25 protein-coding genes are annotated in these 25,073 nt (G+C 64.4%); 13 read left to right on the top strand and 12 right to left on the bottom strand.

Annotated features, from left to right (window positions below):
• Positions 1–38: 38 nt before the first annotated feature.
• Both MJ601_RS08600 and MJ601_RS08595 read right to left on the bottom strand, forming a co-directional pair.
• On the bottom strand, positions 39–539 hold the full coding sequence (locus MJ601_RS08600) for a glycine zipper 2TM domain-containing protein (RefSeq protein ID WP_242125367.1): 501 nt from the start codon (positions 537–539) through the stop codon (positions 39–41).
• 263 nt (positions 540–802) lie between these two features.
• Entirely contained in the window at positions 803–997 is a 195-nt protein-coding gene (locus MJ601_RS08595; RefSeq protein WP_242125365.1) for a hypothetical protein, read from the bottom strand.
• 80 nt (positions 998–1,077) lie between these two features.
• Here MJ601_RS08595 and MJ601_RS08590 point away from each other — a divergent pair, with 80 nt between their 5' ends.
• Complete coding sequence (locus MJ601_RS08590; protein ID WP_242125363.1) at positions 1,078–1,446, top strand: BglII/BstYI family type II restriction endonuclease; 369 nt, start codon at positions 1,078–1,080, stop codon at positions 1,444–1,446.
• The gene (locus tag MJ601_RS08585) at positions 1,421–1,723 is read left to right on the top strand and encodes a BglII/BstYI family type II restriction endonuclease (RefSeq protein WP_348635567.1); all 303 of its coding nucleotides are present in this window, start codon (positions 1,421–1,423) and stop codon (positions 1,721–1,723) included. The genes MJ601_RS08590 and MJ601_RS08585 overlap by 26 nt, the downstream gene beginning before the upstream one ends.
• On the opposite strand, the gene MJ601_RS08580 is transcribed toward MJ601_RS08585, so the two are convergent.
• From MJ601_RS08580 to MJ601_RS08565, 4 genes are all read right to left on the bottom strand, one after another.
• Positions 1,724–2,371, bottom strand: coding sequence for an MT-A70 family methyltransferase (locus MJ601_RS08580; protein ID WP_242125361.1), 648 nt, complete (start codon positions 2,369–2,371; stop codon positions 1,724–1,726).
• A gap of 82 nt (positions 2,372–2,453) precedes the next feature.
• On the bottom strand, positions 2,454–3,506 hold the full coding sequence (locus MJ601_RS08575) for a ribonucleotide-diphosphate reductase subunit beta (RefSeq protein ID WP_242125360.1): 1,053 nt from the start codon (positions 3,504–3,506) through the stop codon (positions 2,454–2,456).
• A gap of 5 nt (positions 3,507–3,511) precedes the next feature.
• Positions 3,512–3,841, bottom strand: coding sequence for an endonuclease domain-containing protein (locus MJ601_RS08570; RefSeq protein ID WP_491572895.1), 330 nt, complete (start codon positions 3,839–3,841; stop codon positions 3,512–3,514).
• 151 nt (positions 3,842–3,992) lie between these two features.
• Entirely contained in the window at positions 3,993–5,927 is a 1,935-nt protein-coding gene (locus tag MJ601_RS08565) for a ribonucleoside-diphosphate reductase subunit alpha (RefSeq protein ID WP_242125357.1), read from the bottom strand.
• A 518-nt stretch (positions 5,928–6,445) separates the two neighbouring features.
• Between MJ601_RS08565 and MJ601_RS08560 the strand changes: the two genes are divergently transcribed.
• From MJ601_RS08560 to MJ601_RS08540, 5 genes are all read left to right on the top strand, one after another.
• Positions 6,446–7,093 carry a glutathione S-transferase family protein gene (locus MJ601_RS08560; RefSeq protein WP_242125354.1) on the top strand — a complete coding sequence of 216 codons (648 nt, stop codon included), beginning with the start codon at positions 6,446–6,448 and terminating at the stop codon, positions 7,091–7,093.
• 93 nt (positions 7,094–7,186) lie between these two features.
• Complete coding sequence (locus MJ601_RS08555; RefSeq protein ID WP_242125353.1) at positions 7,187–8,707, top strand: fumarate hydratase; 1,521 nt, start codon at positions 7,187–7,189, stop codon at positions 8,705–8,707.
• Between the two features lie 81 nt (positions 8,708–8,788).
• The gene (locus tag MJ601_RS08550; protein ID WP_242125351.1) at positions 8,789–9,703 is read left to right on the top strand and encodes a DMT family transporter; all 915 of its coding nucleotides are present in this window, start codon (positions 8,789–8,791) and stop codon (positions 9,701–9,703) included.
• Positions 9,704–9,800: 97 nt separating this feature from the next.
• Complete coding sequence (locus MJ601_RS08545) at positions 9,801–11,162, top strand: methyl-accepting chemotaxis protein (RefSeq protein ID WP_242125349.1); 1,362 nt, start codon at positions 9,801–9,803, stop codon at positions 11,160–11,162.
• 171 nt (positions 11,163–11,333) lie between these two features.
• On the top strand, positions 11,334–12,554 hold the full coding sequence (locus MJ601_RS08540; protein WP_242125524.1) for an MBL fold metallo-hydrolase: 1,221 nt from the start codon (positions 11,334–11,336) through the stop codon (positions 12,552–12,554).
• A gap of 9 nt (positions 12,555–12,563) precedes the next feature.
• Here the strand turns inward: MJ601_RS08540 and MJ601_RS08535 are convergent, their stop codons facing one another.
• The 3 genes from MJ601_RS08535 to MJ601_RS08525 all read right to left on the bottom strand — a co-directional run bounded on the left by MJ601_RS08535 (position 12,564) and on the right by MJ601_RS08525 (position 13,962).
• A complete protein-coding gene (locus MJ601_RS08535; RefSeq protein ID WP_242125348.1) occupies positions 12,564–13,064 on the bottom strand; it encodes a DUF3617 domain-containing protein in 501 nt (166 codons plus the stop codon).
• Positions 13,065–13,133: 69 nt separating this feature from the next.
• Positions 13,134–13,412, bottom strand: a complete 279-nt coding sequence (locus tag MJ601_RS08530) for an HNH endonuclease (protein ID WP_242125345.1) — start codon at positions 13,410–13,412, stop codon at positions 13,134–13,136.
• Positions 13,413–13,422: 10 nt separating this feature from the next.
• Complete coding sequence (locus tag MJ601_RS08525) at positions 13,423–13,962, bottom strand: DUF3617 domain-containing protein (protein WP_242125344.1); 540 nt, start codon at positions 13,960–13,962, stop codon at positions 13,423–13,425.
• A gap of 391 nt (positions 13,963–14,353) precedes the next feature.
• On the opposite strand from MJ601_RS08525, the gene uvrB reads away from it, so the two are divergent.
• Positions 14,354–16,537 (top strand): excinuclease ABC subunit UvrB, encoded by a 2,184-nt coding sequence (gene uvrB, locus MJ601_RS08520; protein WP_242125342.1) that lies wholly within the window; start codon positions 14,354–14,356, stop codon positions 16,535–16,537.
• Between the two features lie 79 nt (positions 16,538–16,616).
• Positions 16,617–16,979 carry a PilZ domain-containing protein gene (locus MJ601_RS08515; protein ID WP_242125340.1) on the top strand — a complete coding sequence of 121 codons (363 nt, stop codon included), beginning with the start codon at positions 16,617–16,619 and terminating at the stop codon, positions 16,977–16,979.
• Positions 16,980–17,032: 53 nt separating this feature from the next.
• On the opposite strand, the gene MJ601_RS08510 is transcribed toward MJ601_RS08515, so the two are convergent.
• Together MJ601_RS08510 and pip are read right to left on the bottom strand one after the other, a co-directional pair.
• Positions 17,033–17,359 (bottom strand): hypothetical protein, encoded by a 327-nt coding sequence (locus tag MJ601_RS08510; RefSeq protein ID WP_242125338.1) that lies wholly within the window; start codon positions 17,357–17,359, stop codon positions 17,033–17,035.
• Positions 17,360–17,378: 19 nt separating this feature from the next.
• Entirely contained in the window at positions 17,379–18,320 is a 942-nt protein-coding gene (gene pip / locus MJ601_RS08505) for a prolyl aminopeptidase (protein ID WP_242125336.1), read from the bottom strand.
• A gap of 126 nt (positions 18,321–18,446) precedes the next feature.
• On the opposite strand from pip, the gene MJ601_RS08500 reads away from it, so the two are divergent.
• The 3 genes from MJ601_RS08500 (at position 18,447) to MJ601_RS08490 (ending at position 22,777) form a co-directional block, all read left to right on the top strand.
• The gene (locus MJ601_RS08500) at positions 18,447–19,199 is read left to right on the top strand and encodes a class I SAM-dependent methyltransferase (RefSeq protein WP_242125334.1); all 753 of its coding nucleotides are present in this window, start codon (positions 18,447–18,449) and stop codon (positions 19,197–19,199) included.
• 28 nt (positions 19,200–19,227) lie between these two features.
• Positions 19,228–19,932, top strand: coding sequence for a 2OG-Fe(II) oxygenase (locus MJ601_RS08495; RefSeq protein ID WP_242125332.1), 705 nt, complete (start codon positions 19,228–19,230; stop codon positions 19,930–19,932).
• A 151-nt stretch (positions 19,933–20,083) separates the two neighbouring features.
• Entirely contained in the window at positions 20,084–22,777 is a 2,694-nt protein-coding gene (locus tag MJ601_RS08490; RefSeq protein WP_242125330.1) for a TonB-dependent receptor, read from the top strand.
• An 88-nt stretch (positions 22,778–22,865) separates the two neighbouring features.
• On the opposite strand, the gene MJ601_RS08485 is transcribed toward MJ601_RS08490, so the two are convergent.
• Positions 22,866–24,182: a hemolysin family protein gene (locus tag MJ601_RS08485; RefSeq protein ID WP_242125329.1), complete on the bottom strand. Its 1,317-nt coding sequence runs from the start codon at positions 24,180–24,182 to the stop codon at positions 22,866–22,868.
• 154 nt (positions 24,183–24,336) lie between these two features.
• Between MJ601_RS08485 and MJ601_RS08480 the strand changes: the two genes are divergently transcribed.
• A complete protein-coding gene (locus MJ601_RS08480; protein WP_242125328.1) occupies positions 24,337–25,017 on the top strand; it encodes a YiaD family glycine zipper/OmpA-like lipoprotein in 681 nt (226 codons plus the stop codon).
• Positions 25,018–25,073 lie beyond the last annotated feature (56 nt).

Genomic DNA, 25,073 nt, shown 5'->3' with positions numbered 1-25,073 from the left:
GAGCGAGGGGAGAGGCAAGGCCCCTCCCCCGCCTTCCGTCAGCGGCAGTTGAGGCTGCCGCGGTCGATTTCGCGGCCGAGCAGCGCGCCCGCGCCGCCGCCGATCAGGATGCCCGCGGTGTTCGAGCGGCCGCGGTCGATCTGGCTGCCGATCAGGCCGCCCAGCGCCGCGCCGACGATCAGGCCAGTGGTGCCGTCCGAGCGGCGGCAATAATAGCGGTCGTCATAGCCGCGATAGATGCGGGTTTCGCGGGTGACGCGGATCGGTTCATAGCCGCCGCGATAATAGCGGTCGGGGCGGTAATAGCGGCCGTAGCGCGGGTCCGGGCGGTTCCAGTCATAGCTGTAGACGACTCCGCCGGGGCGGCGCCAGCCTTCGTGGCGGCCATTGTCGTGGCGCCCGCCATGCTTCCAGTCGTCGTCACCATGGCCCCGGCCGTGGCCCGCCCAGGGCGGCGGATCGGCGGCGGCGGGGGCTGCGCTCAGGGTCACGGCGCCCAGCGAAAGGGCGGCGAAGGCGGCTTTCAGGGTGGATTTCATCTCTGACTCCTTCGGTTCGTTTCTTCGATGGGTGCAGAACGACCCATGCGCCCGAACGTTGCATGAACGGAACAAAACAATGCGTTCATGGGGCGGTCAGGCTGCGGCCTGTCCGCCACCGCCGGCCGGGTGACATAGGTGACACGATGGAGACATGGAAAAACGCCCACTTTCCGATAGTTGCCGTCATGAGAAAGAGCCGCGCGCGGCATAGCAGAGCCGGGGGGCTGTAGGACAGGAAATAGGATCGGCCGGGCGCGCGGTCAGAGGGCGCTGTTGATCGCAGCCTTCTGCTGATCGGTGAGGGTGTCGGCGGACGCGCCCTGCGCGGTGGTCGCCGCGCCATCGTCCTTGCCGGAGGTGCCGACGAACTGGATCGCCGTCAGGATCACCAGCACCGCCCAAAGCAGCGCCATCCAGCGGCTGGTGAAAAGGGAGGAGAGGCGGACGCCGAACATGGGACGGGAGGATAAGCTATTATAATTAAAGAATGGATAGCAGCATTGCCTTTCTACACCCTGTAAGGCACCAAGCGTTGATGTCGACCATCCATCTTGTTCCCGAAGATTTACAGCAGCGCTATCATGTTCGTGAATGGCGAAATGCAACGGGAGTTTTAGCCACGGCATGTCCGGGTGAATGGCAGGAAATCATTGAAGTTCTTCGAGATTTTCGACTACCTCGATCCGAGATTCAGGCAGCGGGTGGACGAAAATCCCCTATTGCCAACCAGATTGATGGCGGCTTTTATCGTCGAGGATGGCAGGAAAAGCAGTTTCAGACTGCGATAAAGATCGACAATGATCTGTTTGAAAGCCCGACCCACAAAATCGACTGTCTGAAAGGCCGGGTCGCGTTAGAAGTGGAATGGAACAACAAGGATCCTTTTTTTCGACAGGGATCTTAACAACTTTCGCCTGCTATTCGACCTTCGCGCCATTGACGTAGGTGTTGTCATTACCCGCGCCACAGAATTGCAAACAATTTTCAAATCGCTTGGCAAGGGAGCATCATACGGGTCATCAACTACCCATCATGAAAAGCTCTGGCCACGAATTGAAGGCGGTGGAGGTGGTGGCTGCCCAATCCTGACCTTTGCGATCAAGCCAGAACTCTATGTCGATGATGGTCCACCAACCGAACAACAAATCGCCGAGGCGCAAAAGAAACCTGATGAAAACTAGCTATTCGGCAGCAACAGCACTGTTGTAGCTATAAGTTTCCCATGTCGGCTTATAGCTTTCGTCGGCTTGATTGCCCCACACGTCCCATCCCTTGCGTGCGCCCCTACTGAACATTTCAAGCCGCGGTCCCCATGAGCAGGCCTCGATAATATCATATTGCTCATCAGGTTTGCGACTATGTTCGCGTTTGCGTGTCTGGATCATGTTGACCTGACTGCGGCCGGGCGCAAGGGTGCGGGCATTCTTCCCGCGCACTCCGAAGAGCAGCAGTTCGGTGACGTTGCGGAAGTAGAAACCGACGCCGCGCCCGTCCGATCCGCCATCCTTGCGGACCTTGTGCCAAACGAGATTGGAGATGTATCGAAACCCCCACGCATTCATTACCTGCATGCCTTCCGGTAGCAGTGCGTTGGGCACCCACAGGTACAAATGAGATGGTTCGTCAGCAATCTGTGCGACAGGCAAAGCGCAGATTTCATCTAGCGTCATGGTGCCATAGCGATTGAGCCGCTTATGCTCCGGTGCGACCTTACCAGTCCGATTCTGGAACTGCCATGGAGGGTCAGCAAGGATAGTCCCAAATTTCTGTCCCCTGGCGGCTCGCAGGAGATCGGCATGGGCTTCGAGCAGATCGCTTTCAGGGAACATAAGAAGATCTTGGCAGAACAGGATTCTCGGATCAATCGGCAAATGCGGATTTATCGGTAATCCACACTTGCCGTCTCATATCTTACTCCGCCGCGATGCCCGCTGCCTTGAACATGTCCGGGTCGCTTTCGTCGGCGTTGGCGGCGGTGCTGCTCTTGAGTTTGGTGCGGCGGTCGAAGGCGTCCCATACGTCGTTCCACTGGCCGCGGGTGGCCGCCTTCGAATATTCCGTCGCGCGGGTTTCGAAGAAATTGGCGTGCTCGACGCCGTTCAGCAGCGGGGTCAGCCAGGGGAGCGGGTGCTCGTCGATCATGTAGATGGGTTTCAGGCCCAGTTGCCCAAGGCGCCAGTCGGCGATGTAGCGGACATATTTCTTGATGTCCTTGGGCGTCATGCCCGGCACCGGACCCATTTCGAAGACGAGGTCGATGAAGGCGTCCTCGATCCGCACCGTCTTCTGGCACATGTCCATGATGTCGTCCTTGACCGAGGCGGTCAGGCAGTCGCGTTCCTTCACGAAGGCGTGGAACAGGCGGACGATGCCTTCGCAGTGCAGCGTCTCGTCGCGGACCGACCAGCTGACGATCTGGCCCATGCCCTTCATCTTGTTGAAGCGCGGGAAGTTCATCAGCATGGCGAAGCTGGCGAAGAGTTGCAGCCCTTCGGTGAAGCCGCCGAACATGGCCAGCGTCTTGGCGATATCCTCGTCCGTGTCGACGCCGAATTGCGCCAGATAGTCGTGTTTGTCCTTCATCTCCTTATATTGCATGAAGGCCGAATATTCGGTTTCGGGCATGCCGATCGTGTCGAGCAGGTGGCTGTAGGCCGCGATGTGGACCGTTTCCATGTTGCTGAAGGCGGTCAGCATCATCTTGATTTCGGTCGGCTTGAACACGCGGCCATATTTGTCGTGGTAGCAGTCCTGCACCTCCACGTCGGCCTGGGTGAAGAAGCGGAAAATCTGGGTCAGCAGATTGCGTTCATGGTCGGAGAGCTTCTGCGCCCAGTCGCGGCAATCCTCGCCCAGCGGCACTTCCTCCGGCAGCCAGTGGAGCTGCTGCTGGCGCTTCCAGAACTCATAGGCCCAGGGATATTCGAAGGGCTTGTAGACCTTGCTGGCTTGAAGAAGAGGCATGGTGGTTACTCCGCGAAACTTATACCAGACCCTCTCCCCTTGTGGGAGAGGGAGGGCCCCGCGCCGTCAGGCGTGGGAGGGTGAGGGGGAAGGGCGCCGACGATGGTGACCAGCACGCCTTCAGAATTCTGCATCACGTCATGGTTCCAGAAGCGGATCACGCGATAGCCTTCCCGTTCGAGGAAGGCGGTGCGGGGCGCGTCCGTCGCTTCGTCATGGCCACCGCCGTCCAGTTCGACGATCAGGCGGGCGGCATGAGAGGCGAAATCTGCGAAATAGGGGCCGATCGGGACCTGGCGGCGGAATTCCGCGGCAGGCAGCTTTTCGCGGAGCAAAGTCCAGAGGCGTTTCTCGGCGTCGGTTGCGTTGCGGCGGAGTTCCCTTGCCCGGGCGATCGTCGGGTTTGGGGCCTTACCCCTCACCTTCCCACGCGGCTGCACCGCGCGGGCCCCTTCCTCTCCCGCAAGGGGAGAGGAGATTATCGGGTTACTGGCAGGCGAGGCACTCGTCATAGTCGGTGGTCTCGCCGATTTCGAATTTCGGGGCGTCGATGGTGTTGTCGGCCTCCACGCCGCCCGCGAAGCCGGCGCGCTGGACCGACTTGGAGCGGAGATAGTAGAGCGACTTGATGCCCAGTTCCCACGCCCGGTAGTGGAGCATGAGCAGATCCCATTTCTCCACATCGGCGGGGATGAAGAGGTTGAGGGACTGGGCCTGGTCGATATAGGGCGTGCGATCGGCGGCCAGTTCGAGCAGCCAGCGCTGGTCGATTTCGAAGCTGGTCTTGAACGTGTCCTTTTCCTCCTGGGAGAGGAAGTCGAGATGCTGGACCGAGCCGCCCTTTTCGAGGATCGAGTTCCAGACCGCCGTCGAATCCTTCGCCTTTTCGACCAGCAGCTTTTCAAGGTACGGGTTCTTGACCGCGAAGCTGCCCGACAGCGTCTTGTGGGTGTAGATATTCGCCGGGATCGGCTCGATGCAGGCCGAGGCGCCGCCGCAGATGATGGAGATGGACGCGGTGGGCGCGATCGCCATCTTGCAGCTGAAGCGCTCCATCACGCCCATGTCGGCGGCGTCCGGGCACGGGCCGCGCTCGACCGCGAGCTGCATCGAGGCTTCGTTCACCTTCTCGTTGATATGCTTGAAGATGCGCAGGTTCCACGACTTGGCCATCGCGCCTTCAAACGGGAGTCCCCGGGCCTGGAGGAAGGAGTGGAACCCCATCACCCCCAGGCCCACCGACCGTTCACGGCTCGCACTATATTTCGCCCGCGCCATTTCCGGCGGCGCGCGGTCGATATAGTCCTGCAGCACATTGTCGAGGAAGCGCATGACGTCCTCGACAAACTGCCTGTCGTCCTTCCACTCATCCCAGGTTTCGAGATTGAGCGAGGAGAGACAGCAGACGGCCGTGCGGTCATTGCCGATATGGTCGCGACCCGTCGGCAAAGTGATTTCCGAGCAGAGGTTGGAGGTCGACACCTTGAGGCCGAGATCGCGATGATGCTTGGGCATCGTGCGGTTCACGGTGTCGTTGAAGACGATATAGGGTTCGCCGGTGGCGAGGCGGACCTCCACCAGCTTCTGGAACAGGGCACGGGCATTGACGCTGCCGCGCACAGACTGGTCCTTGGGGCTGCGCAGGGCGAATTCCCTGCCGTCGCGAACCGCCTCCATGAACTCGTCGGTGAGGAGGACGCCATGGTGCAGGTTCAGCGCCTTGCGGTTGAAGTCGCCGGACGTCTTGCGGATTTCCAGAAACTCCTCGATCTCCGGATGCGAGATGTCGAGATAGCAGGCGGCCGAGCCGCGGCGCAGGCTGCCCTGGCTGATCGCAAGGGTCAGCGAGTCCATCACGCGGACGAAGGGAATGATGCCGCTGGTCTTGCCGTTGAGGCCCACCGGCTCGCCGATGCCGCGCACATTGCCCCAATAGGTGCCGATGCCGCCGCCGCGCGAGGCGAGCCAGACATTCTCGTTCCAGGTGTTGACGATGCCCTCCAGGCTGTCATCGACGCTGTTGAGATAGCAACTGATCGGCAGGCCACGGCCGGTGCCGCCGTTCGACAGGACGGGCGTGGCGGGCATGAACCAGAGGCGCGAGATATAGTCGTAGACGCGCTGGGCATGGTCCGCGTCATCGGCATAGGCGGCGGCGACGCGGGCGAAGAGATCCTGATAGGATTCGCCGGGCAGCAGATAGCGGTCCTGCAGCGTGTCCTTGCCGAAATCGGTCAGCAGCGCGTCGCGGCTGTCGTCCGTCACGACGTGGAAGCGGCGCTCCTGCACGGTAGACGAGCTGGGCGCGGGGTCAGCCTTCGGGGCTGGCGTTGCCTTCTTTTCCGCCACGGTTTCGACCACTTCGTCAATCACGGTTGCCACGTCGCTTGCACTCACCTGTTCGCTATCTCGAAAATCCATGACCAGCCCCCGAATGTTCCCGTTCCGTTCGATTCGGTCAAGCCCTGGCGGCCGGGCCGAAAGAACTTAGCATTTTCGACCCGGTCAGGCACGGAGATGGGCCCCGCAGAGCAGATCACAAGGGCAAAAACACCCTCCCTCCGGGAACCAGCCCGGTTGGTGCGATCACAATCTGTTGGGTAACCCCCGTTAACCCGATACAAGGGATAGTGCCACAGCTTCATTTGCTTGCAAGGGGGTAAATGACAGTTCAGGGACTCGGTTCGCCGCTGCCATGACTCATTTCATCGACGGTTCGGAACGGTGCGTCGCAGCGACGCATGGACTTTCCTCACCTCTCGAAAAGGCAAGAGGGACAATTGCGTCCGTAAAATAAATTTGGCTTGCCAAGCGATTGCTGGATTCTGCGATTCCCCGGCCGAACGCGGATGACGGTTCGGTGACGGAAGGGGGTGATCCGGACCGGGCGGGATGGCACATTGGCGGCCTCGAAAAGACCGCCGGAGAGGTGCCCCGTCATGATTCTCTATTATCACCCGCTCTCCTCCTATTGCTGGAAGGTGCTGATCGCCCTTTACGAGAATGGCACCCCGTTCGAGCCGAGGATGCTGGACGATCCGGCCGTGGCCGAGGCGTGGCTGACGCTCTGGCCGATCGGCAGGTTTCCGGTGCTGCGCGACGAGGCGCGGGGCGTGACCGTGGCGGAGGCCAGCATCATCGTGGAATATGTCGGGCAGCATTGCCCCGGCCCCTTCCGGCCGATCCCGCAGGATGCGGAGGCGGCGCTGGAGGTGCGGCTGATGGACCGGCTGTTCGACAATTATGTGATGACGCCGATGCAGGCGCTGGTCGGCGACCGCATCCGGCCCGAAGGGGTGGCGCGCGATCCCCATGGCATGGATCAGGCGCGGGCGACGCTGGGCAAGGCCTATGCGCTGCTGGAGGCGCGGATGGCGGGGCGGCGCTGGGCTGCGGGGGACGACTTCACGCTGGCCGACTGCGCGGCGGCGCCTTCGCTCTTCTATGCGGACAGGATCGTGCCGGTGCGGAGCGGCTTTCCGGCGCTGGCCGCCTATCTGGAGCGGGTGGAGGCGCGGGAGAGCTTTGCGCGGGTGCTGCAGGAGAAGGAGCCGTGGTGGCCCATGTTCCCCTACGCCAACGGGTGAAGGCGCGTCTGGACTCGGGGCGCCAAAGGCCTATAGCCGCGCCTGCATGGACCCGCCGTGCAGGGCGGGCCGCAAATATGGGAACCAGGGTAGATGACCGTCATCAAGACCGCCGATCTGATCGAGAGCGTCGCCGACGCGCTGCAGTTCATCAGTTACTATCATCCGATGGATTATATCCGCGCGCTGGGCAAAGCCTATGACGCCGAAGCCAATCCGGCGGCCAAGGACGCCATCGCCCAGATCCTGACCAACAGCCGCATGTGCGCCGAAGGGCATCGCCCGATCTGCCAGGACACCGGCATCGTCAACGTCTTCGTCAAATGGGGCATGGACTGCCGCCTGGACGACAATAGCCGCTCCATGCAGGAGGTCGTCGACGAGGGCGTGCGCAAGGCTTACCTCAACCCGGAAAACCGCCTGCGCGCCTCGATCCTGAAAGACCCGGCGTTCAGCCGCGTCAACACCAAGGACAACACGCCCTGCGTCCTGAATGTCGAGATGGTGCCGGGCAACAAGGTGACCGTCGACGTCGCGGCCAAGGGCGGCGGCAGCGAGAACAAGACCAAGTTCAAGATGATGAACCCCAGCGATTCGATCGTCGACTGGGTGCTGGAGATGATCCCGCAAATGGGCGCGGGCTGGTGCCCGCCCGGCATGCTGGGCATCGGCATCGGCGGCACGGCGGAAAAGGCCGTGGCGCTGGCCAAGGAATCGCTGATGGAACCCATCGACATGGGCGAGCTGAAAGCGCGCGGGCCGCAAAATGATATCGAGAAGCTGCGCATCGAGATTTTCGACAAGGTCAATGCGCTGGGCATCGGGGCGCAGGGTCTGGGCGGGCTTTCGACCATCCTCGACGTCAAGATCTACGACTATCCCTGCCATGCGGCGGGCAAGCCGGTGGCGATGATCCCGAACTGCGCGGCGACCCGCCATGCGCATTTCACGCTGGACGGGTCGGGTCCGGCCTATCTGGAGGCGCCGAAGATTTCCGAATGGCCGCAGGTCGACTGGAAGCCGAGCAAGGAAGCGATCCGGGTCGACCTGGACACGCTGACGCCGGAAATGGTGCAAAGCTGGAAGCATGGCGACCGGCTGCTGCTGAACGGCAGGATGCTGACCGGGCGCGACGCCGCGCACAAGCGCATCCAGGACATGCTGGCCAGGGGCGAGGAGCTGCCGGTCGATTTCAAGGGCCGCGTCATTTACTATGTCGGCCCGGTCGATCCGGTGCGCGACGAGGTGGTCGGCCCGGCCGGCCCGACGACCGCGACCCGCATGGACAAGTTCATGGACATGATGCTGGAACAGGGCCTCGCCGCCTGCGTCGGCAAGGCCGAGCGTGGTCCGGCGGCGACCGATAGCATCGCCAAGCACAAGAGCGCCTATCTGATGGCGGTCGGCGGCGCGGCCTATCTGGTGGCGCGCGCGATCAAGGAAGCCAAGGTCGTGGGCTTTGCGGATCTGGGCATGGAAGCGATCTACGAATTCACGGTGCAGGACATGCCCGTGACGGTCGCGGTCGACAGCGAGGGCCAGAATGTCCACCGCCTCGCCCCGCTGGTGTGGCAGGAGAAGATCCGGAAGGAGCATCTGCTCGAAGGCGCGTGAGCGTCTCTTCTCCTTCGTTGGAATTTGGACGCGCCGCCCGGTCTTCGAGCGGCGCGTTTTTTCATGAGTATGAGTAGCGACATGAGTTTTCCGATCTGGTTGCCCGCGACATTGATGGCGGGCGGGGTGCAGGCGTGGCGGACCGCGGTGCAGCGGCGGGTGAGCCACAGCCTGTCGGTCAATGGCGCAGGGCTGGTGCGCTATCTTTACGGGCTGCCCTTCACGGCGCTGCTGCTGGGCGGATACCGGCTGCTGTTTCCCGCGCCCCTGCCCTCGCCCGATCCGCTGTTCCTGCTCTTCTGCCTGGGCGGCGGGCTGGCGCAGATCATTGCCACCAACCTGCTCATCATGGCGTTTGCCCATCGCAATTTCGTCGTCGGCACCGCCTATTCCAAGACCGAGGCGGTGCAGGGCGCGATCCTGTCCTTCCTGCTGCTGGGCGAGCGGCTGCATCCGCTGGCCTGGGCGGGAATCGGCTGCGGCGTGATCGGCGTCATGCTGCTGTCGACCGGGGGCAGGCGGATGGGCGTGGCGGACTTCGCCAAGGCGCTCGGCCAGCCGGCGGCGCTGTGCGGGATTGCATCGGGCTTTTTCTTCGCCCTGACCGCCATCGGCATCAGGCGGGCGACGCAGGCGGTGGGGGGCGCCGATCCGATATGGGCCGCGCTGGTCGTGCTGGTGGTGACGGTGGCGATGCAGACAGTGATGCAGGGCGGCTATATGCTGCTGCGCGAGCCGGACCAGATCGGCCGGGTCTTCCGCAGCTGGCGCGTGTCGGGGCAGGTCGGGCTGCTGTCCTCGCTGGGATCGGCCTGCTGGTTCACCGGCTTTGCCACCGCGCCGGTCGCGCTGGTACGGATCGTCGGCCAGATCGAGGTCGCCTTCACCCTGGGCTTCGGCCATTTCTACCTGGGCGAGCGAATGGCGCGCAGCGAGGTCATGGGGCTGATGCTGGTGGCGGGCGGCGTGGTGCTGGCGTTGATGGGCGCCCTGTAACGGCCGGGCGCATCGATAACGGATATTTTACCATCGTCCGATAGCCATCAGGCCCGTGGAAAATCAGGCGAAAAAGCGGAACGTCGAAGATGCGGTGATGAAGGTGGCCAAATTGTCTGGCGACCTGGGCATCCGCACGCTCGACTTGCAGGCGGACATCAGCGAGCTGGCCGACCGCGTCACTCATCAGGCCCGCACGATCGAGGCGATCAGCGGCGCGGCGGCGCAATTGTCGCGCGACGGCGAAAGCGTGTCGCTGGCCGGGCAGGATGCGCGGCAAAAGGCGGTCGCGGCGCGCGGCATCATCGATGATTCGGGGCGGCAGCTGTCCGACGCCAACGCCAATTTCGTCGACCTGATCGAGCGGGTGGGCAGCGTCCATGCGCAGCTCGACGGCTTTCGCGAGGCGCTCAAGACCGTCGCCCATGTCACCAGCGTCATCAGCGGCATCGCCAGCCAGACCAATTTGCTGGCCCTCAATGCCACGATCGAGGCGGCGCGCGCGGGCGATGCCGGGCGCGGCTTTGCCGTGGTGGCGGCGGAGGTGAAGAAGCTGGCGCAGGAAACCGCGTCGGCGACGCAGACCATCGAACAGTCGATCGGCGCGCTGACCGGCGAGGCGGGCAAGATGCTGGAGGGCATCAACCATGGCGCCGAAACCGCGCGCATGGCGCTGTCCGACACCAAGAATATCGAGATGCTGGTCGAGCGGCTGGGATCGCTGATGGGCGACCTGTCCAGCAACAGCGAAGCCGTGGCGCAGCGAATCGCGTCGATGGTCGGTTCGGCGGGCGAGATCAGGACCGGGCTGCTGGCGCTGGCCAGCACATCGACCGACAATGCCGGCGGCCTGCAAAGGCTGTCGGGGCGGATTTCCGTCGCCAGCGAAGACACCAACCAGTTGCTGCAACTGGTCGCGGAGAGCGGCGTCGAGATTCCGGATTCGCCCTATATCGATTTCTGCCTGGACGCGGCGAAGGCGGTGAGCGGGGCGATCGAGCAGGCGCTGGACGAAGGCAGGCTGACCGAGGCCGAGCTGTTCAGCGAATTTTACGCGCCCATCGCCGGCACGCAGCCGCCCCAATACAGCCATCCGGTCCAGCCGGTGCTGATCCCCGCCGCGCGGGTCTGGCAGGAAAAGGCGCGGGGCTTTGCCGGACTGTTCGGCATGACCTTCACCGACCGCAACAGTTTCGGCGCGGTGGCCATGCCCGAACGTTCGCATCCGCAGCGGCCGGGCGACGACAATTGGAACATGGAATTTTCCCGGCAGGGCGTGATCTTCGACTTTCCCGACACGCGCGAACAGGCCAGGATCACCGATCCCTTCTGCCTCAAGGCCTATCGGCGGCTGACCGCGGAGGGCGACGTGATCCTGCTGAAACAGGTCATCGCCTCCATCCATGTGCGCGGCAGGCATTGGGGGATTTTGCAGATGGCCTATCAGGACCAGCGATAGGGCCGGCATCCAATGCGGTGCCCAGGGACGGGGTTCCCCCTATTCCGTCATCCCGGACTTGATCCGGGATGACGAAGATCCCAACGGCTGGAAACCATCGAAATCGCCCACCCCCTTGCCCGCGCCCTGATCCGCGCTATGTCCCTCCCCGTCATCATCGCGGGAGACGGCATGGGCCGCATCGTCGGAAGAATCGTGAAGGGCGTTGGGGTTACTCTGCTGTTTCTGCTGGTCGCGCTCTGTCTGGCGGTGACCATCATCCCCCCTTTCCTCGACCGCATCTATTATGAGGGGCCGGTCAGCCACCATTATGACGGCGCGCGTTTCTTCAATCCCGATGGGGACATAACGTTCGCCGCGCCGCCGGGAAGCAGCCGGCGCGGCCTGATCGCGCGCTGGCTGATGGGACAGGGCGACCGGCCCGATTGGCCCGATGCGGTGGCGGTGAAGCCGTCGCGCCCGCCCGCCTTCGCCGCGCCGCGCGGCATGGTGGCGACCTGGGTCGGCCATGCGACGGTGCTGGTGCAGGCGGCGGGGATCAATATCCTGACCGATCCGATCTGGTCGGACTATGCCAGCCCCTTCCCGCCGCTGGGGCCGAAGCGGGTGGCGCAGCCGGGCATCCGCTTCGACGATCTGCCCAAGATCGACCTGATCCTTATCAGCCACAATCATTACGACCATATGGACATTCCCACGCTGAAGAAGCTGTGGGAGCGGGACCGGCCCAGGATCATCACCAGCCTGGGCAATGACCGGATCCTGCGGGACAACGGCATTCCCTCCACCGCGCTGGACTGGGGACAGTCGGTCAGCGGGGCGGAATTGAACGGGCTTGGCCGCGACACGCTGATCCAGTGCGAAAATTACGAACATTGCCCCGATTATCGCGTCCATGTGCTGCGCAACCATCATTGGAGCAGCCGCTGGGGCACGGATCGCAGCCGGGCCCTGTGGTCGAGCTTCTTCATCAGCACGCGGGCGGGCAACATCTTCTTCGCGGGCGATACCGGGGCGGGCGACATGGCCTGGCCGCAGGAAGCGGCGCGGCTGGGCCCGATCCGGCTGGCGATGATCCCGATCGGGGCCTTCCGCTTCTGGCACGGGCAGATGCGGTCGGACTCGCATATCGGGCCGGAGCAGGCGGTGCAGGTGTTCGAGAAGCTGGGCGCCTCCACCGCGATCCCCATCCATTGGGGGACGTTCCGCCTGTCCTATGAAAAGCGGGACACGCCGCCCAAAATGCTGGAACTCTATCTGCGCTGCGAAGGGATCGAGCGGAAGCGCTTTGCGCCGGTCAGGATCGGCCAGCCGATCCTGGTGCCGGGCTATTCCGCCGTGCCGCGGGGCGAAAAACGCTGCGACCCGCGGGCGATCGCGGCGCTGGAGTGAAGCCGGGCCTCAGCCTTTGGCGCATTCCCCGATACGCTTGCCGGTAACGTCATGGGTGGTGCGCAGAACCGGCTGGCCGCCCTGCGTCCGGGTCATGGTGCTGCCCAGCGTCAGCGTGTCGGCGGTGAAATTGCCCTCCAGCACGATTTCGGACGTGCCCTTGCCGGAGGTGCAGGCCAGCGTCGCGATCAGGCGGCCCTTGCGGATCAGCTTGTCCTTGTAGGTGCAATCCTTGCCTTCGTCCCCCGCCAGCGCGTCGGCGCCGGGCACGCCCGCCGCGTCGACGGCGATGCATATCTTGTCCTCACGGCTTTCCTTGAGCGCCGCCTGATATTCGGCCGCAGTGACAGTGGGCGTGTTGTAGCCGGTGGTCTTGCGGGTCAGCACCCATTCGCCCGCCTTCATCACTATGGGCGCTTCGGTGGTTTCGGGCGCGGGTTCCGGGCTGCTGCCGCAGGCGGCCAGAGTCATCACGCCCAGCGGCAGCGCCGCCAGCACCATCTTTCGCATATCCTCTCCCCTGTTCTTGTACGAACCGAGCGAGGCTCGCGCCAAGCCGCGAAAAGCGCAAGAGATTTCTCATCGCTTCCTGTGGGTGGGGGCGTGGAAATCGGGCGGCTTGTTCGCCACCCAGACAAGGAAGCGCGCCAGGCCGGGATGAGCGCGCAGGGCATCGGCATCGCTATAGCCGCGCGCGAGTTCGGCATTGCCCAGATGGGCATGAATGGCGCGATGGCAGATCGGATGGACGGGCACACGGTCCCGCCCTCTCCAGCTTTTCGGCACGGGATGATGCCATTCGACGCGCCTGCCCAGCGGGCGCCGGCAGAGCCAGCATGCCGGGGCATCGGCGCTCATTCGCCAAGGCCTATTTCGGCGTGCAGGCGGTGCCGATCCACTTGCCGCTGGTCTTGGCCTTCATGCTCATGTTCATGCCGTTGGGGGCACCGGTCATCTTCATGTCCATGTGCATTTCATAGCTTTCCGGCGCATAATCGCCCGACATCACGGCGTTCATCGTGCCGCCCTGCGCCGATTTGCAGCTGATCTCGCCCTTCACCGACCCGCCGCTCGCGTCGAAGCCCTTATAGGTGCAGTCCTTATTCTCCTGCCCCGAGAACATCTTGCCGCTGGGGTTGGCGGCCTCTTCGGGCGAGACGCAATATTTGATGGCCGTGCGGCTCATCATCTTCTTCATCTGCTCCTTCATCTGGGCGCCGCCGCCGGGCATGTTCGGCATGTCGATGTCGATCAGCTCATAGCTGCCTTCCCACTGGCCGGGCTTGAGCTGGACCTTGGAAACTTCCTTGCGCACCTCCTCGCGGGTCTGCGGCTGGCCGGACGGTTTTTCTCCGCAGCCCGCCAGCAAGGCCGCCAGACCGATCAGGATGGGAAGTGTCGGACGCATAGGCATTCTCCCTGTCTCCACGCCATGTGGAAAGCGACCATATCAAGCGAGGAATACTATGCAATGTGGAACGCATGAATCTGTTTGTTCTTGATATGTTCCTTGCGCTCTGTTAGATGCACTCGACACTCGGTGGAGTGTTCTTGGAGCGAAAAGCGGATGAAGGGGATATTTTGAGGGGCTTCGGCCATTTTTTTCAACTGGAAGAAGCGGAGTAAGAGTGGTTATGGTTTCCATACAGGCATTGTTGCTCGGAATAATCCATCCGCCGCCGCCCAAGGTGCGTTTGAACTGAAGCCCTGAAGGGAAGGAGACCAACGGCTTTTCCGCCTGTCGGCGAAGAGAGCGTGAAGCCGATTGCGTCTCCGGTCAAAGGCCCCATATTCCCCCCATGTCTATCCAGATCCGCACCACGCTGGACGAGCCGGAGACCGGCGAAGGTTTCGTCCCCCACCGCCCCGCGCGCCCGGAAAAGAGCGAGGGCGGCAGGCCGTTCAGGCTGGTGTCGGACTATGAGCCGTCGGGCGACCAGCCCACCGCCATCGCCGAACTGGTGGAAACCGCGCTGGCGGGCGAGAAGGACCAGGTGCTGCTGGGCGTCACCGGATCGGGCAAGACCTTCACCATGGCCAAGGTGATCGAGGCGTTGCAGCGGCCCGCGCTGGTGCTGGCGCCGAACAAGATATTGGCGGCGCAGCTCTATGGGGAGTTCAAGAGCTTCTTCCCCGAAAATGCGGTCGAATATTTCGTCAGCTATTATGATTATTACCAGCCCGAAGCCTATGTGCCGCGGTCGGACACCTATATCGAGAAGGAAAGCTCGGTAAACGAGGCGATCGACCGGATGCGGCACTCGGCCACCCGCGCGCTGCTGGAACGGGACGACGTGCTGATCGTGGCGTCGGTGTCCTGCCTCTACGGCATCGGGTCGGTCGAGACTTACTCCGCCATGACCTTCGCGATGAAGAAGGGCGGAATCGAGGACCAGCGGGAGATCATCCGCAAGCTGGTGGCGCTGCAGTACAAGCGCAACGACGCGGCCTTTGCGCGGGGCAATTTCCGGGTGAAGGGGGATAATCTGGAAATTTTCCCCTCCCACTATGAGGATACGGCGTGGCGCGTCAGCTTCTTCGGCAACGAGATCGAGGAGATTGTCGAGTTCGATCCGCTGACGGGAAAGAAGATCGCGAGCCTCGACTTTGTGAAGGTCTTTCCCAATTCGCACCATGTGACGCCGGGTCCGACGCTGAAGCAGGCGATGGAGGCGATCCGCTTCGAACTGGCCGAGCGGCTGAAGGAGCTGACCGCCGAGGGCAAGCTGCTGGAGGCGCAGCGGCTGGAGCAGCGGACGAACTTCGACCTGGAGATGATCGCGGCGACGGGATCATGCGCGGGGATCGAGAATTATTCGCGCTTCCTGACCGGGCGTCTGCCGGGCGAGCCGCCGCCGACGCTGTTTGAGTATCTGCCCGAAAATGCGCTGCTGTTCGTGGATGAGAGCCACCAGACCGTGCCGCAGATCGGGGCGATGGCGCGGGGCGACCACCGGCGCAAGATTACCCTCGCCGAATATGGATTCCGCCTGCCGAGCTGCATCGACAACCGGCCGCTGCGCTTCAACGAGTGGGACGCGATGCGGCCGCAGACGGTGAGCGTCTCCGCGACGCCCGGCCCGTGGGAGATGGAGCAGACCGGCGGCGCCTTCTCGGAACAGGTGATCCGCCCCACCGGCCTGATCGATCCGCCGGTCGAGATCAAGCCGGTGGAGGACCAGGTGGACGACCTGATCCATGAGGCGAAGGAGACAGCGAAGAAGGGATACCGGACGCTGGTGACGACGCTCACCAAGCGCATGGCGGAGGATCTGACCGAGTTCATGCATGAGGCGGGGATCAAGGTCCGCTACATGCATTCGGACGTCGAGACGCTGGAGCGCATCGAGCTGATCCGCGACCTGCGGCTGGGCGTCTATGACGTGCTGGTGGGCATCAACCTGCTGCGCGAGGGGCTGGACATTCCCGAATGCGGGCTGGTGGCGATATTGGACGCGGACAAGGAGGGCTTTTTGCGCTCCGAAACCTCGCTGATCCAGACCATCGGGCGCGCGGCGCGCAACGTTGACGGCCGGGTAATCCTCTATGCCGACCGGGTGACCGGCAGCATGGAGCGGGCGCTCAACGAAACCTCGCGGCGGCGCGAGAAGCAGATGGCCTATAATGCCGAGCATGGCATCACACCGCAGACGGTGAAGAAGAATATCGGCGACATCATCGCCCATGTCGCATCGAAGGACCAGGTCACGGTGGACACGGGGCTGGAGGACCGGCCGCATCTCGTGGGCCATAATCTGCGCGCCTATATCGAGGATCTGGAAAAGCAGATGCGCGCCGCCGCGGCGGACCTAGAGTTCGAGGAGGCGGGCCGCATCCGCGACGAGATCCGCAAGCTGGAGGCGGAGGAACTGGGGCTGCCCGCCGACCAGCAGGTGGCGGCGCCGAGAGGACGGGCCAGCGAAGGCAAGCCGGGGACGCGGAAGCTGCGTTACGGGAAGGTGCAGAGGAAGTTCGGGCGCTAGGGCGGAGGAAGCAAACGGACGGTGCCGGAACAATCCGTTGCCCTATCGGTTTCCAACCGGGGACCACGGGACAAAGATCATGCGGAGAGCACTCGTCCATGCGCCTGAGCGTCGCCAGGGCCGGCGCCAGACTGCCCAAGTCCCCTGTACGGTGAATTGGGCCGGGCTATACGAATTCGCCACAATCAGGAACATGTCGATTTACGGCGCGCAGTTGGAGGGGTTCGCCTTCCCGCCTGCCGGGACGCCCGTGACGATCGTGGTGGATCAACTCGAATTTTGCGCGTCCGTCATCTGGGCTGAGGGCGAGAAGTGCGGCGTGCTCCTGGAACATTGCGTCGATCCCGAATCCTTTATCCGTGAGCATTCCATCCGGCCCGTAGGGCGGAAGGCGCCTGAAGTCGGGACCATCATTCGGATGCAGCCGCTTTGTGTCACCTGACCACAGGTCTGGAATCGAAGGCCAGCCCAGTCAGTTCACTCTGGCCAAAACCTTCAATAAGTCCGGCTGGTGACGTCCGCCGTGCCGTCGGCGTGGATTTCGATCAGATGGGCGGTGCCATTGTCGCATTCGGCCTTCCAGCCCATGATGCCGGGGCGGATTTCGGCGCGTTCGGATCTGGTCACGCTGGGGCAGAGCGCGCCCGACGCCTTGATCGCCTTTTCCAGCACGCCGTTGCGCAGTCCTTCGTCGAGCTTGGCGACGGCGGCGGCCGCGCCGGTGTCGGGGGCGGGCTGGGGCTTGGCGGCGGGCTTGGTGTCGCTGCTGTCGCCGCAGGACATCAGGCTGAAGGCCGCAGCCAGCACGATCATCTTTCGCATGTGATATCTTTCCCTTCGGTCAGGCCGCAAAGCCGTCGGTCGCGCGGATGAGGGCATCCAGGATGCCCGGTTCGTTGAACGCATGGCCCGCGCCCTCGATCATTTCGAAGCGCGCCTGCGGCCAGGCGCGGTGCAGCGCCCAGGCGGTCTCCGTGGGACAAGCCATGTCGTAGCGGCCCTGCACGATGACGCCGGGGATGGCCGCCAGCCGGCCCGCGTCACGGATCAGTTGCCCCTCCTCCAGCCAGCCGCCATGGACGAAATAATGATTTTCGATGCGGGCGAAGGCGAGCGCGAAATCATCCGCCTCATGCGTGGCGGAGAGCGCCTCGTCCGGGAGCAGGCGGATGGTTTCGCCTTCCCAGACGCTCCATGCCTTGGCGGCGGCGATCTGCTGCGTGCGGTCGTCGCCGGTCAGGATGCGGCGATAGGCGTGGAGCAGGTCGCCACGCTCCGCCTCCGCGATCGGCGCGACGAAGCGTTCCCATTTGTCGGGATAGATGCGGCTGGCGCCATGCTGATAATACCAGTCGATCTCTTGGCGACGGACCGTGAAGATGCCGCGCAGCACCAGTTCGGTCACGCGGCCGGCATGGGTCTGGGCATAGGACAGCGCGAGGGTCGAGCCCCAGCTGCCGCCGAAGACCAGCCATCGGTCGACGCCCATCATCTCGCGCAGCCGCTCGATATCGGCGACGAGGTGCCAGGTCGTGTTGGCCTCCAGCTCGGCATGGGGGGTGGAGCGGCCGCAGCCGCGCTGGTCGAACAGCAGCACGTCGTAGCGCGCCGGATCGAACAGGCGGCGATGGTCGGGCGAAATGCCGCCGCCGGGGCCGCCGTGGAGGAAGACGGCTGGCTTGGCGCCGGGCGTGCCCGCCCGTTCCCAATAGACATGGTGACCGTCCCCCACTTCCAGATGGCCGGAGGCGAAGGGTTCGATGGGCGGGTAGAGCGTGCGCATGGGCCAAGGTTTAGAAAGTCTGGCGGGCAATGCAATCGACAGACATGCCATCCGCTTCGACCGGGGAGCCTTGAGCGGCGACGGCCGAAGGTGCATGGTCCCGCCCGTCCCACAGGAGGGTTTCCGATGCGTTCCACCCTTTTCTGCCTTTGCCTTGTCCTCGCCACGCCCGTTGCCGCCATGGCCAAGGCGCCCGATTATGCCGCCGCGCTGGCCGATCCGAAGCGGCCCGCCGAGGCGAAGGCGCTGGACGAAGGGCGCAAGCCTGCCGAAACGCTGGCCTTTCTGGGGTTGAAGCCGGGCATGAAGGCGGCCGATATCGTCACCGGCTCGGGCTATTGGGCGGAGATCATGGCCGATGTGGTGGGCGCCAGGGGCAAGGTGACGGGCTTTGAACCCAGCCAGTTCACGGCCGGCCCGGACAGCGGGAAGAAATGGCAGGCGCTGCAGGCGCGGCGGCCCGAAATCCGCTGGGTCAGCTATCCGTTCGAAGGTTTCGCCGCGCCCCCGGGCAGTTTCGATTTCACCCTCATCAACCTCAATTATCACGACCTCTACTGGCAATCGGAAAAGTTCGGCATTCCCTTCACCGATCCGGCCGCCTTCGTGAAGACGCTCTATGCCGCGACGAAGCCGGGCGGGATCGTCGGGGTGATCGACCATGCAGGCCCCGCGGGCGACACGCGGGCGATCGTCGACAAGCTGCACCGGATCGACCCAGCCGTAGTCAAGGCGGATTTCACCAAGGCGGGCTTCCTGCTGGACGGGGAAAGCCCGCTGCTTGCCAATCCGCAGGACGATCACAGCAAGAATGTGTTCGACCCCGCCATTCGCGGCAAGACCGACCGTTTCCTCTTCCGGTTCCGCAAGCCCAGATGATGCGCGGCCTTTGAGCGCAAGCGGCGGGATGACAGGGACCGCCGCCCGCGTCATTCTGGCGGGCATGGACCTTGGCGATCTCGACCTTCACGGCGCCGCGCGGCTGCCCGCCCTGCTTTCCCCGGATCAATGCGCGGAGATGATCGCACTGTGGGACCGGCCCCACCTCTTCCGCAAGGAGGTGGTGATGGCGCGCCATGGCTATGGCAGCGGGCGCTACCGCTATTTCGGCTATCCCCTGCCGCAACCCGTCGCCGCGCTGCGCGACGCGCTGTATCCGGCACTGGCGAAAGTCGCCAATCGCTGGGCCGCGATGCTGGGCAGCGGCGACATCTATCCCGCAAGCCATGCCGATTTTCTGCGCCGGGGTGCATTGGGCGGGCAGGACAAGGCGACGCCGCTGCTGCTGCGCTACGAGGCGGGGGACTGGAACGCGCTGCATCAGGATGTCTATGGGCCGCACATCTTCCCGCTTCAGGCGGCGATCCTGCTGTCCGCGCCGGACCGGGACTTTACCGGCGGCGCCTTCGTCCTGACCGAACAGCGGCCGCGCATGCAGTCCCGGCCCGAAGTCGTGCCGCTGGCCCAGGGCGACGCGGTGATCTTTCCGGTGCGGGAGCGGCCCGTGAGCGGAACGCGCGGTCCCTATCGGGTACAGATGCGCCATGGCGTCAGCCGCCTGCTGTCGGGCGTGCGCCACACGCTGGGCATCATCTTCCATGATGCGGCATGACGGTGGATAAGACGATGCCACCACATCGCCGCGCCCCTATCCGGAATGGCCCATTACATTTTGCGACAAATCTTTATGAAGCTTGGCAGAATCCTGCGACAACTCGCCCCTAGAGGGGAGGCGTCAGGGTCCTGAATCCAAGGGGTGAATTGTGCGCCGATCGATCGCGTTTCTTCTATGTCCGTTGATGGCCGGTGTCGCGCCCGGCGCGCTGATGGCGCAGACGCAGGGGGAGGCCAAGGGGCCCGCCCAGCAGACGGACGATGCCGACGAGATCGTCGTCACCGGCCAGCCCCAGCGCGGCGCCGTGATCGGCAATGTGAAGCCGGAACAGCAGCTTTCGCCCGCCGACGTGCGCGCGCTGGGCGTCACCTCCATCGCCGAGATGATCACGGAACTGTCGCCGCAGACCAACGGGACGCCGGTGGTCCTTCTCAACGGCAAGCGGATTTCGAGCTTTTCGGAGATACAGGACATCCCGTCCGAAGCCGTGGCGCGGGTCGACATCTTGCCGGAGGAGGTCGCGCTCTCCTATGGCTATGCGCCGACGCAGAAAGTGGTGAACATCGTGCTGCGCCAGCGGTTCCGCGCGGAAATGGCGGACCTGCGCGCGGGCACCACGACGCAGGGCGGGGGCGAAAACGGATCGGCCGAGGGCGCGATACTGCGCATTCGCGGCGACAATCGCTTCACCCTGGACATGCAGTACAAGACCGCCGCCTCGCTGCTGGAAAGCGAGCGTGGCGTGATACCGGCGGTGCAGGGCCGACAATCGGCGCTGAACGCGTTTCTGACCGGCGACAATGCGATGACCGGCGGCGAGCTGGCGCATCACCGCACGCTCAGTCCGGCGACCGAGAATTTTTCCACCAACGCCACGCTGGCCCGCGCCCTGGGCAAGGTGTCGATGACGATCAACGCGCGGGTGGAGCTGTCGGACAGCGACAGCCTGCAGGGCTTTCAGGCCGCGCCCTTCACGCTGGCGGCGGGCAACCCCTTCTCGCCCCTGGCCGATGAGACCAGCTTCTACCGCTATCTGCGCCAGTCGGGCGTGCTCGGCCAGCAGATCAGGGGCACCACCGGCCATCTCGGCGTGACGCTGAACGGGCTGCTGGGCAAGGGCTGGCAATGGTCCTTCACCGGCAATGGCGATTATTCCAACACGCGCACCGCCACCGACCGCGGCGTCGATCCGGACGTGATCCAGAGCGCGATCGACGGGGGGGCCAACCCCTTCGGCAGCTTTGCGCCGGACCTGTTTTCCACCCATGTGGTCGACCGGGCCAGGGCGAGGTCGCAGGCGGTGCAGGGCGACCTGCTGCTGTCCGGACCGCTGTTCAACCTGCCCGCGGGCGCGGTCACCACGTCGGTGCGCGTAGGCGGGTCGGCCAACGGTTTCGACAGCCGGTCGATCCGGTCGGGGGTCGAGACGCCGTCCAGCTATGATCGCCAGATCGCCAGCGGACAGGTCAGCGTCGACGTGCCGATCACCAGCCGGTCGAAGGGGGTGCTGGGCGCCGTCGGCGATATCGGCGTCAATGTAAACGCGGCGGCGCAGCATTATTCGGATTTCGGCACGCTTTCGACGCTGGGCTATGGGCTGCGCTGGCGGCCGGTCCCGGCAGTGCAACTGCTGATGTCGGCCAATCAGGACCGGGCGGCGCCGACCGGCAACCAGTTGACCGATCCGCTGATCTCCACGCCCAATATTTCCGTGTTCGACTATGCGACCGGGCAGACGGTGTTCGTGTCGCAGTTGAGCGGCGGCAATGCCACGCTCAAGGAAAGCGTGCGCGACCAGTTCCGCCTGAGCGCCACGGTGAAGCCCTTCGAAAAGCCCAATCTCACATTGACGGCGACCTATACCAACAGCCGGACGAGCAATGCGATCTCCGCCTTCCCCACGCCCAGCCCGGCGATCGAGGCGGCCTTCCCGCAGCGTTTCCTGCGCGATGAGGACGGCAATCTGGTGCAGATCGACGCGCGCCCGGTCAATTATCTGCGATCGCAGAGCGAGCAGCTCCGCTGGGGCTTCGACCTGTCGATTCCGCTGAAATCGCATATCCAGAAGGTGATCGAGGCCTGGCGCGCCGCGGGCGCCAAGCCGGAAGAGCGGCCCAAGGAATTGCAGGACCTGCGCAGCCTGTTCGGCAATCGTGGGCGTCAGGGTGACGGCCAGGCCGGGGGGCCGCCGCCCCAGGGGCAGGGGCAGGGTCAGGACGGCGGCGACCGGCCGCGTGGCGAGGGCAATCAGGGCGGTCCTGGCGGGGGCGGCGGGGGCGGCCCGCGTGGCCCCGGCGGCTTTGGCGGACCGGGCGGCTTTGGCGGCGGGCGGGGCGGCGGCGGGGGCGGGCGCCTGAGCTTCAGCCTCTACCACACCTGGCATTTCACCGAGAGCATCCTGATCGCGCCGGGCGTGCCGGAACTGGACCTGCTGAACGGCGGCGCCACCGGATCGTCGGGCGGCCAGCCCCGGCATGAGATCAATGCGCGGATCGGCTACAGCAACAACGGCCTTGGCGCGCGGCTGAGTGCGGACTGGCAAAGCGGCACCCATGTCGACGGCGCCCTGGGCGGGACGGCGGGGGGCGCTTCACGGCTCGACTTCGGCAGCCTGGCGACGGTGGACCTGCGGCTGTTCGCCAATCTGGGACAGATGCCCTCGCTGGTGAAGGCGCACCCCTTCCTGCGGGGCGCGCGCGTGTCGATCGGCATCGACAATATCTTCAACCAGCGGCAAAGCGTCACCGATGCGACCGGCATGACGCCGATCCGGTATCAGCCGGGCTATCTGGACCCGCAGGGCCGCGCGCTGACGATCGGCTTCCGCAAGCTGTTCTTCTGAGCCGCCGCCTTCCGGGCGTTCAGCAGGCCGGCCCGCCACGGCATCTCCGCCAGCCTGGGCGGTGGGCGGGCCGCCCGCAGCGCAGCGATCAGCGCTCGGCGACGAGCAGCTTGTCGATCTTGCGTCCGTCCATGTCGACCACCTCGAACCGCCAGCCCTGATCGTCGATATAGTCGCCGACTTCGGGCAGCCGCTTCATCAGCCAGAGCGTATGGCCCGCAACGGTCGCATAATCGCGATCCTCCGGCAGATCGATGCCGATCCGCTCGGCCAGCAGGTCCATCGGCATCTGGCCCGATACCAGCAGGCTGCCATCCTCGCGCTCGACCAGGTCCGGCTCGTCCGCGCTGTCGAGGTCGGATACGAAATGCCCCGCAATGGCCGACAACAGGTCGGCGGGTGTCGCAATCCCCTCGAAATGGCCATATTCGTCATGGACCATCACCATCGGCACTTCGGCGCGGCGCAGCACCTCCAGCGCGTCCATGGCGTCGACCTGATCGGGCACGACCTCCACCTTGCGCATCAGCGCCTCCAGGTTCAGCCCCTCGCCCCGGAACAGGGCGGTCATGATGTCGCGCGCCTGCACGACGCCGATAATCTCCTCCACCGTGCCCCGGCCCACCGGCAGGCGGGTGTGGGGGGTGGCGAGCAGCTTGGCGCGGATCGCCTCCTCGTCCGCGCCGATGTCGATCCAGTCGACATCCATGCGCTGGGTCATCACTTCGCGGACCGGGCGGTCGGCCAGGCGCACGACGCCGGAAATGATGGCGCGCTCGCTTTCCTCGATCACGCCGGACTTGCTCGCCTCCGCCACGATCAGGTGCAGTTCCTCCGCCGTCACCTGATTCTCCGATTCACGGGTCAGGCCGAGCAGGCGGAAGATCAGCGCGCTCGATCCGTCCAGCACCCAGACGATCGGCGCGGTGATCTTCGCCAGCCACAGCATCGGTCCCGCGACCAGCACGGCAATCGATTCCGGGGCGCGCAGGGCGAATTGCTTGGGCACCAGCTCGCCGACGATCAGCGAGGCATAGGTGGTGAGGCCGATCACCAGCGCGAAGCCCACATTCTGCGCCACATGCGGCGACAGGCCCAGCATCTGGAGCCGCTCCCCCGTCGGTCCGCCAAGGCTCGCGCCCGAATAGGCGCCCGCGACGATGCCGATCAGGGTGATGCCGATCTGCACGGTGGACAGGAACTTGCCGGGGTCGGCCGCCGCTGCCAGCGCCGACCTGGCCCCGCGGCGCCCGGTTTTCTCCATCGCCTGAAGGCGCGGCTTGCGGGCGGATACGATCGCCAGTTCGGACATGGCGAACAGGCCATTCAGCGCGACGAGCGCCAGAATGATGATGATGTCGACCCAGGGAAAGGGCGTCGGAGCGTGCGGGGGGATATTGGCCATGGTGGTCGGCGGCCATCTATAACCTTGATTCTTACAATTTCACAACCGTCCCATCATCCGCAGTTCAGTTCGCTTGTGGAACAAAGACCCGCACTCGACCATTGGGCATGCATCCGTCGTTGTCGGACGCACGAGAGAAAGGGAATGAAAATCCATGCGAAATCTGCATCGCATCATGGGCGCAGCCGGTCTGGCAGCCATGCTGGCCACCACCGCCTGCACCACTGACCCGAATACGGGCAACCGCACCATTTCCAAGGCGGCGATCGGCGGCATCGGCGGCGCGCTGGGCGGCTATCTGCTGGGCGACCTGGTCGGCGGACGGCATGACCGCACCGAAAAGATATTGGGCGCGGGCATCGGCGCGGTCGCGGGCGCGGGCATCGGCGCCTATATGGACGCGCAGGAACGCAAGCTGCGCGAACAAACCGCCGGCAGCGGCGTGGACGTGATCCGCGACGGCGACAATCTGGTGCTGCGCATGCCATCGGGCATTACCTTCGCGACCGACAGTTCCGCCGTGCAGCCGCAATTCCAGCCGACGCTGAACGATGTGGCCTCGGTCCTGGCGCAATATCCCAAAACCTATATCGACGTGTACGGCCATACCGACAGCGACGGCACCGACGCCTATAACCAGGCGCTGTCCGAACGCCGCGCCCAGGCGGTCGGCGATTATCTGACCAGCCATGGCGTGCAGTCGGCGCGCATCGCCACCCGCGGCTTCGGCGAGACCCAGCCGATCGCGTCCAATGCCACCGCCGAGGGCAAGGCCGCCAACCGTCGCGTCGAAATCAAGATCGCGCCGGTGACGGAGCAGGACGTGCGCAGCTGAGGCTGCGCCGGCCCGACTTTGCTCCTTCCGACATCCTCCCTGCGCGATCGCGTGGG

It is taken from the genome of Sphingobium trunci (assembly GCF_022664535.1).
GTDB lineage: Bacteria > Pseudomonadota > Alphaproteobacteria > Sphingomonadales > Sphingomonadaceae > Sphingobium.
This window is presented reverse-complemented; position numbering and strand designations above follow the sequence as displayed.

Bases quoted from the DNA above. Each gene is read 5' to 3' on its own strand.
- MJ601_RS08545 (WP_242125349.1), top strand. From the start codon at position 9,801: ATGAAGGTGGCCAAATTGTCTGGCGACCTGGGCATCCGCACGCTCGAC.
- MJ601_RS08550 (WP_242125351.1), top strand. From the start codon at position 8,789: ATGAGTTTTCCGATCTGGTTGCCCGCGACATTGATGGCGGGCGGGGTG.
- MJ601_RS08565 (WP_242125357.1), bottom strand. From the start codon at position 5,927: ATGGATTTTCGAGATAGCGAACAGGTGAGTGCAAGCGACGTGGCAACC.
- MJ601_RS08560 (WP_242125354.1), top strand. From the start codon at position 6,446: ATGATTCTCTATTATCACCCGCTCTCCTCCTATTGCTGGAAGGTGCTG.
- MJ601_RS08590 (WP_242125363.1), top strand. From the start codon at position 1,078: ATGTCGACCATCCATCTTGTTCCCGAAGATTTACAGCAGCGCTATCAT.
- MJ601_RS08480 (WP_242125328.1), top strand. From the start codon at position 24,337: ATGCGAAATCTGCATCGCATCATGGGCGCAGCCGGTCTGGCAGCCATG.
- MJ601_RS08575 (WP_242125360.1), bottom strand. From the start codon at position 3,506: ATGCCTCTTCTTCAAGCCAGCAAGGTCTACAAGCCCTTCGAATATCCC.
- MJ601_RS08500 (WP_242125334.1), top strand. From the start codon at position 18,447: ATGCGTTCCACCCTTTTCTGCCTTTGCCTTGTCCTCGCCACGCCCGTT.
- MJ601_RS08595 (WP_242125365.1), bottom strand. From the start codon at position 997: ATGTTCGGCGTCCGCCTCTCCTCCCTTTTCACCAGCCGCTGGATGGCG.
- MJ601_RS08540 (WP_242125524.1), top strand. From the start codon at position 11,334: ATGGGCCGCATCGTCGGAAGAATCGTGAAGGGCGTTGGGGTTACTCTG.
- MJ601_RS08555 (WP_242125353.1), top strand. From the start codon at position 7,187: ATGACCGTCATCAAGACCGCCGATCTGATCGAGAGCGTCGCCGACGCG.
- pip (WP_242125336.1), bottom strand. From the start codon at position 18,320: ATGCGCACGCTCTACCCGCCCATCGAACCCTTCGCCTCCGGCCATCTG.
- MJ601_RS08535 (WP_242125348.1), bottom strand. From the start codon at position 13,064: ATGCGAAAGATGGTGCTGGCGGCGCTGCCGCTGGGCGTGATGACTCTG.
- MJ601_RS08485 (WP_242125329.1), bottom strand. From the start codon at position 24,182: ATGGCCAATATCCCCCCGCACGCTCCGACGCCCTTTCCCTGGGTCGAC.
- MJ601_RS08515 (WP_242125340.1), top strand. From the start codon at position 16,617: ATGCGGAGAGCACTCGTCCATGCGCCTGAGCGTCGCCAGGGCCGGCGC.
- MJ601_RS08530 (WP_242125345.1), bottom strand. From the start codon at position 13,412: ATGAGCGCCGATGCCCCGGCATGCTGGCTCTGCCGGCGCCCGCTGGGC.
- uvrB (WP_242125342.1), top strand. From the start codon at position 14,354: ATGTCTATCCAGATCCGCACCACGCTGGACGAGCCGGAGACCGGCGAA.
- MJ601_RS08525 (WP_242125344.1), bottom strand. From the start codon at position 13,962: ATGCGTCCGACACTTCCCATCCTGATCGGTCTGGCGGCCTTGCTGGCG.
- MJ601_RS08495 (WP_242125332.1), top strand. From the start codon at position 19,228: ATGACAGGGACCGCCGCCCGCGTCATTCTGGCGGGCATGGACCTTGGC.
- MJ601_RS08510 (WP_242125338.1), bottom strand. From the start codon at position 17,359: ATGCGAAAGATGATCGTGCTGGCTGCGGCCTTCAGCCTGATGTCCTGC.
- MJ601_RS08580 (WP_242125361.1), bottom strand. From the start codon at position 2,371: ATGTTCCCTGAAAGCGATCTGCTCGAAGCCCATGCCGATCTCCTGCGA.
- MJ601_RS08600 (WP_242125367.1), bottom strand. From the start codon at position 539: ATGAAATCCACCCTGAAAGCCGCCTTCGCCGCCCTTTCGCTGGGCGCC.